The following is a 16,135-nucleotide window of genomic DNA, read 5'->3' on the forward strand; positions in this document are numbered from 1 at the left end:
TGGAGTAACTTAGTGCAGGCGCGGCACGGCGGGCGCGTCGGGGCGGGGCGGCGCCTTGGCGACGGCGCTCTGTTCCAGCTTGAACTGGCTGACGAGGGTTTCCAGGTCGCCCGCCTGTTCATGCATGGCTGCCGCAGCCGCGGCCGCTTCCTCGACCAGGGCCGCGTTTTGCTGCGTCGTCTGGTCCATCTGCATGATGGCGGCATTGATTTGCTCGATGCCTTCGCTTTGCTCGTGGTTGGCGACGCTGATTTCACCGACGATGGCGCTGACCCGGCCCACGCTGGCCACCACTTCATCCATCGTCGCGCCCGCCTGGCTGACCAGCTGTGCGCCCTGGTCGACCCGGCTGACGGAGTCGGCAATGAGTTCCTTGATTTCCTTGGCGGCGGCCGCCGAGCGTTGCGCCAGGTTGCGCACTTCGGAAGCCACGACAGCAAAGCCCCGTCCCTGTTCGCCGGCCCTGGCCGCCTCGACCGCCGCGTTCAGGGCCAGGATGTTCGTCTGGAAGGCGATGCCGTCGATGACGGCGATGATGTCGACGATCTTGCGCGACGAGGCATTGATGGCGTCCATGGTGCCGATCACTTCCGCCATGGCCGAGCCGCCGCGCTGCGCGATGGCCGATGCCGAGCGGGCCAGGCTGTCGGCCTGGCGCGCATTGTCGCTGTTGCTGCGCACGGTGCCCGTCAGTTCGATCATCGACGAGGCCGTCTCTTCCAGCGCGCTCGCTTGCGCTTCCGTGCGGGCCGACAGGTCGGCATTGCCGCTGGCAATCTGGCTCGACGCCACGGCGATGGTGCCCGTGCCGCCGCGCACCTGGCCCACCAGGGTGGCCAGGTTGGTATTCATGTCGCGCAGCGCCTGCAGCAGCTGGCCCGCTTCATCCTTGCCGTCGGCCACGATTTTACTGCTCAGGTCGCCTCCGGCCACGGCTTGCGCCACGCGCAAGGCATACGCGATCGGCGTGGTGATCGAGCGCGTGACCCGCCAGGCAAAGAGCACGCCCAGCAGCAGGGCGGCCGTGCCCAGGCTGGCCATCAGCACATTGGCGGCGGAAATATTCTGCTTGATTTGCTGGCCGCCATGCACGACCACGCCGCGCTGGATTTCATTCAGGCGGTTGACCGTCTTTTGCAGCTGGTTCAGGGCGGGCAGGGTGTCGTCGCGCACGTGCTTGGCCGCTTCCGCGCGCTGCCCCGCCACCAGCAGCTTGTCGGCCTGGCTGAACGACACGACATAGGCCTTGCGCTGCTGCTTCAGGGTGGCCAGCAATTCCTTGCCTTCAGGCAGCACGATCAGGCGGTCGAGCACGACCAGCGCATCGGTGATGGTGGCCTTGTTGGCGTCGATTTCGCCGTGGATGGCGTTGGCGCGGGCCGGATCTTCATGGATGAACAGTTCCAGCACCAGTGCCGCGTTCGAACGCGTGGTACTGCGGATGGTGGCGATGGCGTCGGCCTTGGCCCAGTCTTTCTCGATGATGGCTTCGCTGAGCGCACCGATTCTATCCAGGCGCAGCAGGCCCGTGCCCACCAGCACTGCCATCAGCAGCAGCACCACGCCAAAACCGGCACCCAGGCGCGCGCCTATCTTCATATCCGTCAATTTCATACTGATTCCCTCGGTAGCTAATGATCTGTCTCCGGTGGTCTTGTTATGAAACAATTATACGGCGGGTGATACCTGATTTGCACTACTAATTGCCTTGCAGAAATGAAAAAGCGGCACGGCGATCAAGCCGTACCGCTTTTTCTCCCTCTGGAGCGTGCCGAAATTGCTTAGGCGGCGCTGGCAGCCACGTCGGCCGCTGTTGTTTTTTCGGCTTCCGTCTGCCCGATGCGGCGGTTCACGGCGGACAGCACGGCCTTGAACGAGGCGGTGACGATATTGCTGTCGATGGCGGCGCCGAACAGGGTCGGGCCGTTGTCGAGGCGCAATTCCACGTAGCAAGCCGCTTGCGCATTGGCGCCGGAGCCGATCGAGTGCTCATGGTAATCCATCAGCTTGATGTCGAGACCGAGCGCATTGACGAAGGCGTCGATGGGGCCGTTGCCGCCGCCTTGCAGGGCCAGCGGCGTCTGGCGGTGCGACAGGCTGATGTCGATCTGCACGGACTCGTCGCTGCTGGTGTCCTCCACCATGCGGTGCGCAGCGTAGGCGTAGGGCGCCGTCTGCTCCAGGTACTCGCGCTGGAAGATTTCATGGATATCCTGCGCGGCGATTTCGCGGCCCGTGGCGTCGGCCACGGCTTGCACGGCGCGCGAGAATTCGATCTGCAGGCGGCGCGGCAAGACCAGGCCGTATTCCTGTTCCAGCAAATATGCCATGCCGCCCTTGCCGGACTGGCTGTTGACGCGGATCACGGCGTCGTAGCTGCGGCCCAGGTCGGCCGGGTCGATCGGCAAGTACGGCACTTCCCAGATGCTGTCCGGTTGTTGCTTGGCAAAACCTTTCTTGATGGCATCTTGGTGCGAGCCGGAGAATGCCGTGAACACCAGGTCGCCCGCATACGGGTGGCGCGGGTGGACGGGCAGCTGGTTGCATTCTTCCACGCACTTGCGCACCGTATCGATGTCGGAGAAATCCAGGCCCGGGTGCACGCCTTGCGTGTACAAGTTCATCGCCAACGTCACCAGGTCGACGTTGCCGGTGCGCTCGCCATTGCCGAACAAACAGCCTTCCACGCGGTCGGCGCCCGCCATCACGGCCAGCTCGGCCGATGCGACAGCCGTGCCGCGGTCGTTATGCGGGTGCACGCTGATGATGATGGAATCGCGGCGCGCCAGCTTGCGCGACATCCATTCGATCTGGTCCGCATACACGTTGGGCGTGCTGCATTCCACGGTCGATGGCAGGTTGATGATCATCTTGTTGGCCGGCGTCGGCTTCCAGATGGCGCTGACGGCGTCGCAGATATGCTTGGAGAAATCGAGCTCCGTGGTGGAAAACGATTCCGGCGTGTATTCAAAACCCCATTCCGTTTCCGGGTGCTGGGCCACCAACTGTTTTACCAAAGTGGTACCGGTGGTGGCGATATTCGTGATTTCTTCGCGCGACATGCCGAACACGACCTTGCGGAACACGGGCGCCACGGAGTTGTACAGGTGGACGATGGCGCGCTTGGCGCCGACGACGGATTCCACCGTGCGGCGGATCAGCTCTTCGCGCGACTGGGTCAGCACGATGATGGTGACATCGTCCGGGATGCGGCCTTCATCGACGAGCTTGCGGACAAAATCGAAATCCGTCTGCGATGCCGATGGGAAACCCACTTCGATTTCCTTCAGGCCGATGGCGATCAGCATGTCGAAGAACCGCAGCTTCTTTTCCGCGCTCATCGGCTCGATCAAGGACTGATTGCCGTCACGCAAGTCGGTGCTCATCCAGATGGGCGGTTTGCTGATGATCTGGTTTGGCCATTGACGGTCGGTCAATTTGACGGGAGGAAAGGCGCGGTATTTGGAAGCTGGGTTTTGCAACATCATGATCGGGTACTCCTGAAGATAGGGGGAAATCAATGGTTGTGGCGCAAGCTTGCCGGGCGGCCACGCAACACTAGGCCAGGCAAGCGATCGGTAGCGGTAGCAGAGCGGCCGCGATGCCGGCAGGGGCGGTCGCAGCGGGGATTACGTGTACGAATGGGGATGGTGCAAACATCATCAAACCTTCCAGGGTTTTTGAAACACGCCGGCGTGTGGCCAGGCGAAGCAATGCGGCAAACTTATGCGCGTGCTAGTAGTAGTCGCGATAGCGACAGCAGGGAAGGGGAGGAATGTTTGAAGGAGGACATGCACTCAATGTAAGGGATGTCGGGCGGGGCTGTCAAGCATATTTCAGCCGGGAGCGATGCTGCTGCCATGCCGCGGGACGACTTATTGTTCCTGCGCAACTTACTTTTCTATTATTGTTGAATAATGCAGTTTCCGTCTGGCGACGCGTGTCGCCCGTCCTGCATGGGAGTCGGCTGCATGGAATCCTTGCTGAAATACTATGAACTGGAACTGGGCATGCTGCGTACGCACCAGCAGGAATTTGCCGCCCGCTATCCTGGTGTCGCTGCTGCACTGGGCATCGTGGGCAGCAACTGCCACGATCCCCACATCGAGCGCCTGATCGAGGCATATGCTCTGTGCAATGCCCGCACGGCCAAGAAGATCGATGATGCGCGCCATGTTTTCACCGAGTCCATGCTGGAGGTGAATTTCCCGCACTACCTGCGGCCGTTTCCAGCGTGTTCGTCAGTGGTGCGCTGGGCTTGTCGACAATTATGTGTTGTGCAATCCGCCCTGCAGCGTGGTGAAAGACAATATGGCGGAGAACTTGACGTCGTCGAACCTGAAGGCGGTCGACGGCGGCACGGGCCGCCAGACGGCCGCGGCGCGCCGAACAATGGCCGGCCGAGAAAATCGACCAGGCCATGAGCAGTGCCCACCATCCATTCAAGGCGCAGCAGGATATCGATGCCTATGGCGGGGGGGCGTCGGCGTAACGGGCGCGTACGACTATTGGGGCGATCATCGTCCTGCCATTGATTTTGGCAGCGACCATTTCTGGAATCCGCCTTCCATGATTTCCACCTATAGCGTGGCCAAGGGCCTGGAAGCGCAAGAGAACTGGCTGTTCCAGATACTCACCGTGGCGTTTGCGCCCATCGCCATCGTGGCCACCACCTTGATGCGCAAGCGTATCAATGCCTCGCCTGACAAGTACTGGAAAATCCCGCTGGAAGCGCCCGACCTGCCAGAGACCTTCTTTCCGCAGGCAAAGTTATTTGGCGCTATCTGCCCCAGTTTCGACATGGGATTGCATCCGCATGGCTGGAATCGCAACAAGGATGCCGCCCATCCGAAGGGCGACCCCTTCCATGGCGAGCGCGAACTGGAGATACCGCGCGGTGGCCTGCATGGCGAAAAACAACGCACCGATGCGGCGCGCGGCAACGAGGAGAGCGAAGCGGCCCTGCAATACGAATACCACGCCTCCCTGCGCATGATGGCCAAGCGCGAAGGGAAGGTCGAGAAAGGCAAACACGTCACGGAAGAAGACCGTCCCGAGACGGCGAGCGCGCAATACACGGCATGGCGCCATCGGAAAATCCAGGCGGGACTCGCTGGAAACGTCGGCACCTATGCCACCGATCACTCCACCATCCTGACCAACAGCGAGCATTCCAGAAAGGCGCTGGCGTATGACGTGGCCGTGGGCTGTTGCCATCTGCTGGAAACGGATTTGCGGGAGTTGAGGACGATGGCGGATTGGCGGTTTCTTTATGAGATTGAAGGTGATGAGGAGATAAAGAAATTTGACGAATATTTTACTAAAGGAAAGTTGAAAAAGAGGACTGCCTTGGAATGGGTCGGTGAGTCCGCAGAAGGTGCAATGCCAAAAAAAATAAAGAACTCGCGTGAAAATGGCGGTCTTTAAAAAATGGAGAAGCTAACTATGGCTAAAAATATTGTATTTACATCTATTGCTGCAGTTGTTACTACGATAGGTCTGTCGTCCTGTGCGGTGCGCCCGGCAGAAATTGCCGATGAAGATAAACGCATCGCGCTCGATGCAGGAAAACTATTTATAGCTCAAGTGGTGGGAGTGCAATGGCTCAACCCCCTACAGCGTCAGGATTATCCAACCGAATGGCAACTATTATGGACCCTTGGGAAAGTAAGGCCAAATAAGAAAGACGACATGTTGGAACAATATCCTGCCATTTTTTCTGAGGTCAGATCTGTGTCTGGCATAGCTTCCTCCAATGATGGAAAGGGTACTTTTTTTAACTTTCACGGAAAATATGTCCGGCAGATGATTGCAAAATTTCATGGCATGTACTTTTCCAATCCCACTTATTTTTATAACGCCCACGACTTCAAACACAAAAAAGGCTGGAATGAACTGGCGGGTATCCATGTTGAATATGCGGTGCCCGCAACGCGCTTTGATCCTCTCTTGGCTGGCGCTGCCCTGCGTGAGGAAATCATCGATACTTTTTCAATTGGTAATCCAAGTTTTCCCAACTCTTGGACCAAGTCTACGTCGCCAGACGTGCGCGTCACAGCCGGCGGCGCGAATGCCGGGTTTATCTCTCTGGCGGCCGCCCTCGATTATCTGCAGGCCCATCCCAAGGAAACGGTGTGGGTGATGAGCTGGGATGCGCCCAGTTTTCCGAAAGATGAGCAGATCAATGAAAACATGGTCTTGCTGGTATTGGCCGGTCCGAATTACAAGACGGAGCGCGATGCGCTGGCGTGGATAGGCTATCCGGCCACGCAGCAGGTCGGCGCCTTTGCAGCGCAGAAGGGCTTGCCGCCGCCCACGGTGCAGGCATGGCAGGCGACGCTGGCGCAGGCGGCAGGCAACGGGCGCAAGAGCGAGGTGGATATCGGCTATGTGATCCACGATGCGCACAACACGCATCCGGCCTCGTCGGACCGCATTGCCTACCTGGCACAAACCTTGACGACCGAGGTGCCGGCTTTCGATTTCCTCCAGCAGACCTTCAATACGCCGGCCTTGCTGGGCGAGATGGGCGCCGCCACGGCCTTGACGAATGTGGCGCTGGGCATCGCGCAGGCGAATCACTTTGGTCAGAACGTGCTGGTGGCGGGCACCAGCGACGCGGGTCAGACGACCGGCGTGCTGATCTTGCCCCCGGCCAAGGTGCGACCGATCGACCCCGTGAAACCGTGGTTCCGCGCGCGTGGTGGCGGCAATGCCTATCTGATGTGGTGGGGCATCCGGCATGCCTGGGCTAATTTGGATGCGGGACAGTTCAATGAGCAGGGATATTCGAAGTAGGCGATGGGATTGGCGCGCCAGATGGCGTACTTGATGAAACTGACCAGGGTGAAAAATGAACCTTTTCTTTTCCTGTCGCAACTTGGCGGCACTGCTGGCGGGCCTGGCTTTGTCGGCGTGCTTGACGCATCCGGCGAGCAAAGATGGCCGTGAGAATGAAAAAATGATTGCCCAGCCCTTCATGGCACAAGTGGTGGGCGTGCAGTGGCTCAATCCCCTTCAGCGTCAGGATTATCCAACCGAATGGCAACTGCTATGGACCCTTGGGAAAGTAAGGCCCAATAAGAAAGATGACATGGTGGAACAATACCCTGCTATTTTCTCTGAGGTCAGATCTGTGTCTGGCATAGCTTCATCAAATGATGGTAAAGGTACTTTTTTTAATTTTCATGGGAAATATTTGTTTGAAATGATAGGTAATTTTCACGGTGTATATTTCTCCAACGCCACCTATTTTTATAACGCCCACGACTTCAAACACAAAAAAGGCTGGAATGAACTGGCGGGTATCCATGTTGAGTACGCTTTGCCTGCAGAACGGTTTGATCCCCTTCTCGCTGGGGAAGACTTGCGCAAGCAAATTACAAGTACTTTTTCAATTGGTAACCCGAACTTCCCCAATTCCTGGACCAAGTCCACCCCGCCCGACGTGCGCGTGACGGCCGGCGGCGCGAATGCCGGGTTTATTTCCCTGGCCGCCGCCCTCGATTATCTGCAGGCCCATCCCAAGGAAACGGTATGGGTGATGAGCTGGGATGCACCCAGTTTTCCGAAAGATGAGCAGATCAATGAAAACATGGTCTTGCTGGTATTGGCTGGTCCGAATTACAAGACGGAGCGCGATGCGCTGGCGTGGATAGGCTATCCGGCCACGCAGCAGGTCAGCGCCTTTGCAGCGCAAAAGGGCTTGCCGCCGCCCACGGTGCAGGCGTGGCAGGCGACGCTGGCGCAGGCGGCCGCGAATGGACGCAAGACCGATGCCGAGATCGGCTATGTGATCCACGATGCGCACAACAAGCATCCGGCCTCGTCGGACCGCATCGGCTACCTGGCGCAGACCTTGACGACCGAGGTGCCGGCTTTCGATTTTCTCCAGCAGACCTTCAACACCCCTGCCTTGCTGGGTGAAATGGGCGCCGCCACGGCCTTGACGAATGTGGCGCTGGGCATCGCGCAGGCGAATCACTTTGGCCAGAACGTGCTGGTGGCCGGCACCAGCGACGCCGGCCAGACGACCGGCGTGCTGATCTTGCCCCCGGCCAAGGTGCGGCCGATCGACCCCGTGAAACCTTGGTTCCGCGCGCGTGGTGGCGGCAATGCCTATCTGATGTGGTGGGGCATCCGGCATGCCTGGGCGACCTTGGATGCGGGACAGTTCAATGAGCAGGGCTATTCGAAATAATAGATGGTAAAAGCTCAGGCATGGCGTACCTGCGCCGCCTGGGCCGGCATATCCTGCGCCATGCGCGCCAGGATGCGCTGCAGCATGGCCGCTTCGTCGGGCAGGCGCGCGGCGAAGGCTGGCCAGCCGCGCAGCTCCAGCTGTTGCGGCATGTCCACCAGGCCTGTGATGGCGTCCCAGAACGCATCCCAGTTCATGCCGTAGAAGGAAGGAAAACCCAGTGCGGCGGCCAGCGCCGTGTGCAGCTGGCGTGGCGTATTGATCTCGCTCAAGTCGATTGTCACCAGGGCCGGTCGATTCACAGTATGCCTTTGAGCAGGTTCTGCAGGTTTTGCCGCATGCCGCCCACCACCGCCTCGTGCTGCTCCAGGATAGCGGGTGCATCCTGGAATGGCGCAGGGTCCAGATACAGGCTCGGCAAGTCGGCCACGGCCACGCCGCGCGGGCCGCCGCGCAGGATTTCGTCCGCATGCTGCTGGATCGAGCTGACGGCCGCCTGGATGCGCGGCGTCGCGGAGGCGGCCAGGCAGGCGGCCAGCGCGGCGTCGAGGTCGGCGCGCGCGGGCGCTTGCGGCAGCACGGGGGCGGCGATCTGTTCCAGCGGCGACATGTTGACGGCCGGCTTGCGGTACGCAATCAAGGTATCGAGCGCCATCAGCCGGTGCGGGTCGCCGCGCTGCAGCCAGTCCAGGATGCGTGGCCACGGCGTGCCCAGCAGCGCCGCCGCCACGCCCCATTGCCCCGCCACGGGCGAGCCGGCATTGGCGTCGATCCAGGCGAGGGCGGCCGGATTGCCCGTGTAGGCCAGCAAGGCGGCGTTCGACGAGCGCAGCGCGGGCGCCTGCGTGGCGAGGATGGCGGTCAGCCAGGCGAGGGCGCCGTCGGGCGGCTGCTGCGATAGCTGTTGGGCAAACGGGGCGCTCAGGGCGCGGCTGTCGGAAAATTGATAGTCGTCGGACATGTTCTGTGATTCGGCGAGTGAGAAGAGATTATAGGTTGACTGCCTGCCAGACCAGGGGCAGGCTTGAGCAATACACCGGACGCTGCGACGCCGGAGGGGTGGCTGCTACTGCGCCGATTTTTGGCAGCGCGCGGAAAAGTGCATGGTGGCGCTGTTTTCAAACGGGGAATTGATCTCGCCCTTTACCTCCTTCAATTTGCCGGTAAAGCGCATGGTCAGCGGGCCGCTGCTTGGCCCCGCGTCATACGTGCACGCCAGGTTGTCGCCGCTTTGCCGGCAGTCGTAGAAGTTGCTCGCCTTGCCGCGCTCGTCAACCATGATGGTGCCTTGCGCCCCGTGCTGGTCGGGGGCGTCAAAGCTGAGCGCTATTGTGTGCTCCCCCGGATCCATGGGCATCTGCAGGTTCCCCGTACAGGTAAAGCCCGCCATTTTCGCCGCGATGTTATTTGCGCCCTGCGTCGCCGCGGCGGCGTTGGCGCCGGCCGCACCCAGCAGGGCGGCAGCGAGCAGGCATGGATGTGCGATGAGGCGTAACAGGTCTGTTTTCATAAGCCGATCAATGCAGGTTGGCTTGCGGCGCCAGGCTGGCGCGCAATTGATTATATTAAAAATAATATTAATGATGCGGTAAGCCAGGCGCCAGTCTAGCAGCCGCAGTGGCGCGCACGATTCAGAATCTTGTCATTTATAAACATTTAAGGCGAGCTTCAGTGCCAGTGGCCCCGCTTGCGCTACAATCGGCTCTCCTTTGTTGCCACTGCCGCGCGCGGTTCTCATTCTCCACCATGTTCCCTAAACGCCTGACCATGCTTGCCCTGGCCGCCTTTGCGCTGGCCGGCTGCGACACTCCTGCCCCGAAACCGATCCAGGTGTTGACGCCACCCGAACCCATCGTCGTAACGCCGCGCAAGATCAAGATCGGCCTGGCGCTGGGCGGCGGCGCGGCGCGCGGTTTCGCGCACATCGGCGTGATCAAGGCGCTCGAATCGCAAGGCATCCAGGCCGATATCGTGACGGGCACCAGCGCCGGCAGCGTGGTCGGTGCCATGTATGCGGCGGGCAACTCCGGCTTTGCCTTGCAAAAGATGGCGTTCGACATGGACGAGGCGGCCATTTCCGACTGGGCCTTGCCCCTGTTCGGCAAGTCGTCAGGGGTGCTGAAAGGCGAAGCGCTGCAAAGCTATGTCAACAAGGCGGTGGGCGGCGTGCCGCTGGAAAAGCTGAAAATTCCATTCGGCGTGGTGGCGACGGACCTGAAGAATGGCCAGCCGATCCTGTTTCAGCGTGGCAACACCGGCATGGCCGTGCGCGCCTCGTCGGCCGTGCCCGGCGTGTTTCAGCCCGTGACGATCGCGGGCCACACCTATGTCGATGGCGGCCTCGTCGCTCCCGTGCCCGTGCGCTTTGCGCGCGACATGGGCGCCGATTTCATCATCGCCGTGAATATCTCGTCGCAAACGGATACGCAAAAGGCCATCAGCTCGATGGAGGTGCTGATGCAGACCTTCGCCATCATGGGCCAGCGCATCAACCAGTTCGAATTGAAAGATGCGGACGTGGTGATCCAGCCCAGCCTGGGCACCATGAAGGGCAACGATTTCAACAGCCGCAACCAGGCCATCCTGGCGGGCGAGCAGGCGACCTTTGCCGTCATGGCGCAGCTCAAGCAAAAGCTGAAAGCGAAGCGCGAGCAGTAAGCCGTTATTCTGGCCCCGCATTTCGTATACAATTTTGATTCAACATAACAAGGATGCACCATGCAATCGAAACCGATTTTGACCCTGGACGACGTAAAGAAAATCGCTGCCGCCGCCGAAGCGGAAGCGGTCAAGCATAACTGGGCGGTCACGATCGCCATCGTCGACGACGGCGGCCATCTGCTGTGGCTGCAGCGCATGGATGGCGTGGCGCCGATCTCGTCGCACATCGCTCCATCGAAGGCCAAGACGGCCGCGCTGGGCCGCCGCGAATCGCGCATCTATGAAGAGATGATCAACGGCGGCCGCGTCTCGTTCCTGAGCGCGCCGGAAATCGACGGCTTGCTCGAAGGCGGCGTGCCCATCGTGTTCGACGGCCACTATGTGGGCGCCGTCGGCGTCTCGGGCGTCAAGTCGGCGGAAGATGCGCAAATCGCGAAAGCGGGCATTGCGGCCCTGACGGCCTAAGTACTATCCGTAGTTGCAGAACAAGCCGCCCCGCGCAAGCCGGGCGGCTTTTTTCATGGGGTGCAGGATTTATGCTGCTGCGCAAAAAAATGCCGCCGATTCTATATTTTCTTCCTTGTGGAAAAGCTTCCTTTTGGTTATAATTCAAAGGTTTAGCCAATCACACATATACCGTAGCGACTACCCATCCCCTCATTCAAAATGACCGTTGAAACACCCTGAGTGCATCTGGCTCGGGTATCTAGGCGGTCGGTCTGACGTGGCGCAGCTACGGTAACTTTATCAGGAGTTGCCCTTGCCGCCATTTTTTTCTGGCCCTGCCGTTCCAGCCATATTAGCGCTTGCTGATGGAACGATCTTTAAAGGTTTTTCGATCGGTGCCGCCGGTCATACCACGGGCGAGGTTGTTTTCAACACCTCGATGACCGGGTATCAGGAAATCCTTACCGACCCAAGCTATTGCCGCCAGATGGTCACCCTGACCTATCCGCACATCGGCAATACGGGCGTCAATCCGGAAGACGTCGAATCTTCCAAGGTTCACGCCGCCGGCCTCATCATCCGCGATCTGCCATTGCTGGCATCCAGTTTCCGTTCCACCCTCTCCCTGTCCGATTACCTGAAAGCTGAAAATATCGTCGCCATCGCCGGCATCGATACACGCAAGCTCACGCGCATCCTGCGTGAAAAAGGTGCGCAGGGCGGCGCCATCCTCGTCGGCACGCAAGGCAACGAACCATCCGCCGCGCAAGCGCTGGAACTGGCCCGCTCCTTCCCCGGCCTGGCCGGCATGGACCTGGCCAAGGTCGTGTCCAGCAAGGACGCCTACGAGTACCGCGAAACGGAATGGACCCTGGGCGAAGGCTATGGCCAGCTGCTTGACGCCGATGCGAAATACCACGTGGTCGCCTTCGACTACGGCGTCAAGCGCAACATCCTGCGCATGCTGACGGCGCGCGGCTGCAAGGTCACCGTGCTGCCCGCGCAAGCGACGGCGGCCGACGCCCTTGCACTGAATCCGGACGGCATCTTCCTGTCGAACGGCCCCGGCGACCCGGAACCGTGCGACTACGCCATCGCGGCGACCAAGGAGCTGATCGAGAAGGGCATCCCGACCTTCGGCATCTGCCTCGGCCACCAGATCATGGCGCTCGCTTCCGGCGCGAAAACCTTGAAGATGAAGTTCGGCCACCACGGCGCCAACCACCCGGTGCAGGACCTGGAAACGAAACAGGTCTTGATTACTTCGCAAAACCACGGTTTCGCAGTCGACGCGGCAACGTTGCCCGCGAATTGCCGCGTGACCCATGAATCGCTGTTCGACGGCTCCCTGCAGGGCTTTGCCCGCACGGACAAGCCGGCCTTCTGCTTCCAGGGCCACCCTGAAGCGTCGCCGGGCCCGATGGATGTTGCTTACCTGTTTGACCGCTTCATCAACTTGATGGCTGCGGAGGAGAAAAAGAAAAATGCCTAAACGTTTAGATATCAAAAGTATTCTGATTATTGGCGCTGGCCCGATCGTGATCGGCCAGGCCTGCGAATTCGATTATTCCGGCGCGCAAGCGTGCAAGGCCCTGCGCGAAGAGGGCTACAAAGTCATCCTGGTCAACAGCAATCCTGCGACCATCATGACAGATCCGGAAATGGCCGATGTGACCTATATCGAACCGATCACCTGGTCGGTCGTCGAGCGCATCATCGCCAAGGAGCGTCCTGACGCCATCCTGCCGACGATGGGCGGCCAGACGGCGCTGAACTGCGCGCTGGACCTGTTCAACAATGGCGTGCTGGCAAAATACAACGTCGAGCTGATCGGCGCCTCGCCGGAAGCCATCGACAAGGCGGAAGACCGTTCCAAGTTCAAAGACGCGATGACCAAGATCGGCCTCGGTTCGGCACGCTCCGGCGTGGCGCACTCGATGGAAGAATCGTGGGCCGTGCAGCGCACCCTGGGCTTCCCGACCATCATCCGTCCATCGTTCACCATGGGCGGCTCCGGCGGCGGCATCGCCTACAACGAAGAAGAATTCGAAACCATCTGCAAGCGCGGCCTGGAAGCATCGCCGACGAAAGAGCTGCTGATCGAAGAATCGTTGCTGGGATGGAAAGAGTACGAGATGGAAGTGGTGCGCGACAAGGCGGACAACTGCATCATCATTTGCTCGATCGAAAACCTGGACCCGATGGGCGTGCACACGGGCGACTCCATCACGGTTGCGCCAGCGCAAACCCTGACGGACAAGGAATACCAGATCATGCGCAATGCCAGTCTGGCAGTGCTGCGCGAGATCGGCGTCGACACCGGCGGCTCGAACGTGCAATTTTCGATCAACCCCGTCGATGGCCGCATGATCGTCATCGAGATGAACCCGCGCGTATCGCGTTCGTCGGCGCTGGCATCGAAAGCGACGGGCTTCCCGATCGCCAAGATCGCCGCCAAGCTGGCCGTCGGTTTCACCCTGGACGAGCTGCGCAATGAAATCACGGGCGGCGCCACGCCGGCTTCGTTCGAACCGTCGATCGATTACGTCGTCACCAAGATTCCCCGTTTCACGTTCGAGAAATTCCCGACCGCCGACCACCACCTGACGACGCAGATGAAATCCGTCGGCGAAGTGATGGCCATCGGCCGTACCTTCCAGGAATCGTTCCAGAAAGCCTTGCGCGGCCTGGAAGTGGGCGTGGACGGCATGAACGAAAAGACCAAGGACCGCGAAAAGATCGAAGAAGAACTGGGCGAGCCTGGTCCTGAGCGCATCTGGTACGTGGGCGACGCGTTTGCCCAGGGTTTCACTCTGGAAGAAGTACACAATCTGACCAAGATCGACCCATGGTTCCTGATCCAGATCAAGGAAATCGTCGACCTGGAACTGTGGCTCGATACGCAGAAGCTGGAAAACCTGGACAAGAACACCCTGTACAAGTTGAAACAGAAGGGCTTCTCGGACCGCCGCCTGGGCTTCCTGTTGCAGACGACCGACACGGCCGTGCGCCAGCAGCGCCATGCGCTGAACATCCGTCCCGTCTACAAGCGCGTCGACACTTGCGCGGCGGAATTTTCGACCGACACGGCGTACATGTATTCCACGTACGACGAAGAGTGCGAATCGAATCCGACCGACAAGAAAAAGATCATGGTGCTGGGCGGTGGCCCGAACCGTATCGGCCAGGGTATCGAGTTTGACTATTGCTGCGTCCACGCGGCCCTCGCCATGCGCGAAGACGGCTACGAGACCATCATGGTCAATTGCAACCCAGAAACGGTTTCGACCGACTACGATACCTCGGACCGTCTGTACTTCGAATCGCTGACGCTGGAAGACGTGCTGGAAATCGTCGCCATCGAAAAACCGGTCGGCGTGATCGTGCAGTACGGCGGCCAGACGCCATTGAAACTGGCGCTGGACCTGGAAGCGAATGGCGTGCCGATCATCGGTACCTCGCCCGACATGATCGATGCGGCCGAAGACCGCGAGCGTTTCCAGCAGATGCTGCACAAGCTGGAACTGCGCCAGCCGCCTAACCGCACCGCGCGCACGGAAGCCGACGCCCTGGCGCTGGCGCAGGAAATCGGTTATCCGCTGGTCGTGCGTCCATCGTACGTGCTGGGCGGCCGCGCCATGGAAATCGTCCACGAGCAGCGCGACCTCGAGCGCTACATGCGCGAAGCCGTGAAGGTTTCGCACGATTCGCCGGTGCTGCTGGACCGCTTCCTGAACGACGCCATCGAGTGCGACGTCGATTGCATCTCCGACGGCGAAACGACGTTCATCGGCGGCGTGATGGAACACATCGAACAGGCCGGCGTCCACTCGGGCGACTCGGCTTGCTCCTTGCCGCCATACTCGTTGGCACCGGAAACCATTGAAGAACTGAAACGCCAGACGGCGCTGATGGCCAAGGGTCTGAACGTGGTCGGCCTGATGAACGTGCAATTTGCTATCCAGAAACAAGAGATCGACGGTGAAATGAAAGACGTCGTCTTCGTGCTGGAAGTCAATCCGCGCGCGTCGCGCACCGTGCCTTTCGTCTCGAAAGCCACCGGCTTGCAACTGGCGAAGATCGCCGCGCGCTGCATGGTCGGCCAATCGCTGGCGTCGCAAGGCATCACGCAGGAAGTCGTGCCGCCATATTTCAGCGTCAAGGAAGCCGTGTTCCCGTTCGTCAAGTTCCCTGGCGTGGACACCATCCTGGGCCCTGAAATGAAATCGACGGGCGAAGTCATGGGCGTGGGCCTGACGTTCGGCGAAGCGTTTGTGAAATCGCAACTGGGCGCCGGTGTAAACCTGCCAAAATCGGGCAAGGTCTTCATCAGCGTGAAAGCGTCGGACAAGCCGCGCGCCGTGCAAGTGGCGCGCGACCTGGTCGAGTCCGGTTTCACCGTGGTTGCCACCAAGGGCACCGCCGCCGTGATCGCTGCTGCCGGCATCGCCGTCACGCCAGTGAACAAGGTGATCGAAGGCCGTCCGCACGTGGTCGACATGATCAAGAACCATGAAATCGTGCTGGTGATCAACACCGTGGAAGAAAAACGCAGCGCCATCGTCGATTCGCGGGCCATCCGCACGTCGGCCCTGGCGTCGCGCGTGACGACCTACACCACCATCGCCGGCGCGGAAGCGGCCGTCGAAGGCATCCGCCACCTGGATGAGCTGCGCGTGTACGATTTGCAAGGTCTGCACAAGACCTTGAACTAAGTGCGTTTGCAGTGGCCGCCGTTAGGCGGTACACTGCATGCTTATCAACCACAGAGTTCCGTGCAGAGCAGCGCGCGGCCTCTGTGGTTTTCACTTGGTAAGTCCGTTAACC

The 16,135-nt window shown here is 60.2% G+C and carries 13 protein-coding genes; 8 read left to right on the plus strand and 5 right to left on the minus strand.

The window, feature by feature from the left end:
- Positions 1 to 9 precede the first annotated feature (9 nt).
- Together BZG29_RS11970 and leuA are read right to left on the minus strand one after the other, a co-directional pair.
- Positions 10 to 1,614, minus strand: a complete 1,605-nt coding sequence (locus tag BZG29_RS11970; RefSeq protein WP_171984988.1) for a methyl-accepting chemotaxis protein — start codon at positions 1,612 to 1,614, stop codon at positions 10 to 12.
- A gap of 167 nt (positions 1,615 to 1,781) precedes the next feature.
- A complete protein-coding gene (gene leuA / locus BZG29_RS11975; RefSeq protein ID WP_077402788.1) occupies positions 1,782 to 3,488 on the minus strand; it encodes a 2-isopropylmalate synthase in 1,707 nt (568 codons plus the stop codon).
- A 483-nt stretch (positions 3,489 to 3,971) separates the two neighbouring features.
- Between leuA and BZG29_RS11980 the strand changes: the two genes are divergently transcribed.
- From BZG29_RS11980 to BZG29_RS11995, 4 genes are all read left to right on the plus strand, one after another.
- Positions 3,972 to 4,424 (plus strand): type VI secretion system baseplate subunit TssF, encoded by a 453-nt coding sequence (locus tag BZG29_RS11980; protein ID WP_077402791.1) that lies wholly within the window; start codon positions 3,972 to 3,974, stop codon positions 4,422 to 4,424.
- Between the two features lie 145 nt (positions 4,425 to 4,569).
- Complete coding sequence (locus tag BZG29_RS11985; RefSeq protein ID WP_171984989.1) at positions 4,570 to 5,427, plus strand: DUF3274 domain-containing protein; 858 nt, start codon at positions 4,570 to 4,572, stop codon at positions 5,425 to 5,427.
- Positions 5,428 to 5,445: 18 nt separating this feature from the next.
- Entirely contained in the window at positions 5,446 to 6,798 is a 1,353-nt protein-coding gene (locus BZG29_RS11990) for a hypothetical protein (RefSeq protein WP_253192859.1), read from the plus strand.
- Between the two features lie 55 nt (positions 6,799 to 6,853).
- Positions 6,854 to 8,200, plus strand: coding sequence for a hypothetical protein (locus BZG29_RS11995; RefSeq protein WP_077402800.1), 1,347 nt, complete (start codon positions 6,854 to 6,856; stop codon positions 8,198 to 8,200).
- Between the two features lie 14 nt (positions 8,201 to 8,214).
- On the opposite strand, the gene BZG29_RS28455 is transcribed toward BZG29_RS11995, so the two are convergent.
- The 3 genes from BZG29_RS28455 to BZG29_RS12010 form a co-directional block, all read right to left on the minus strand.
- A complete protein-coding gene (locus tag BZG29_RS28455) occupies positions 8,215 to 8,502 on the minus strand; it encodes a barstar family protein (protein WP_077402803.1) in 288 nt (95 codons plus the stop codon).
- The gene (locus BZG29_RS28460) at positions 8,499 to 9,161 is read right to left on the minus strand and encodes a hypothetical protein (protein ID WP_253192860.1); all 663 of its coding nucleotides are present in this window, start codon (positions 9,159 to 9,161) and stop codon (positions 8,499 to 8,501) included. Before BZG29_RS28460 ends, BZG29_RS28455 begins: the two co-directional genes overlap by 4 nt.
- A gap of 105 nt (positions 9,162 to 9,266) precedes the next feature.
- Positions 9,267 to 9,710 carry a hypothetical protein gene (locus tag BZG29_RS12010; protein ID WP_077402806.1) on the minus strand — a complete coding sequence of 148 codons (444 nt, stop codon included), beginning with the start codon at positions 9,708 to 9,710 and terminating at the stop codon, positions 9,267 to 9,269.
- A 236-nt stretch (positions 9,711 to 9,946) separates the two neighbouring features.
- On the opposite strand from BZG29_RS12010, the gene BZG29_RS12015 reads away from it, so the two are divergent.
- The 4 genes from BZG29_RS12015 to carB all read left to right on the plus strand — a co-directional run bounded on the left by BZG29_RS12015 (position 9,947) and on the right by carB (position 16,023).
- Positions 9,947 to 10,858, plus strand: a complete 912-nt coding sequence (locus BZG29_RS12015) for a patatin-like phospholipase family protein (RefSeq protein WP_077402809.1) — start codon at positions 9,947 to 9,949, stop codon at positions 10,856 to 10,858.
- Between the two features lie 60 nt (positions 10,859 to 10,918).
- Positions 10,919 to 11,326 carry a heme-binding protein gene (locus tag BZG29_RS12020; protein ID WP_077402812.1) on the plus strand — a complete coding sequence of 136 codons (408 nt, stop codon included), beginning with the start codon at positions 10,919 to 10,921 and terminating at the stop codon, positions 11,324 to 11,326.
- 295 nt (positions 11,327 to 11,621) lie between these two features.
- Positions 11,622 to 12,800: a glutamine-hydrolyzing carbamoyl-phosphate synthase small subunit gene (carA, locus tag BZG29_RS12025; protein ID WP_077402815.1), complete on the plus strand. Its 1,179-nt coding sequence runs from the start codon at positions 11,622 to 11,624 to the stop codon at positions 12,798 to 12,800.
- On the plus strand, positions 12,793 to 16,023 hold the full coding sequence (carB, locus tag BZG29_RS12030) for a carbamoyl-phosphate synthase large subunit (RefSeq protein WP_077402818.1): 3,231 nt from the start codon (positions 12,793 to 12,795) through the stop codon (positions 16,021 to 16,023). Before carA ends, carB begins: the two co-directional genes overlap by 8 nt.
- Positions 16,024 to 16,135: the final 112 nt, after the last annotated feature.

The sequence above is a fragment of the Janthinobacterium sp. LM6 genome, from assembly GCF_002002885.1.
Lineage (GTDB): Bacteria > Pseudomonadota > Gammaproteobacteria > Burkholderiales > Burkholderiaceae_D > Janthinobacterium > Janthinobacterium kumbetense.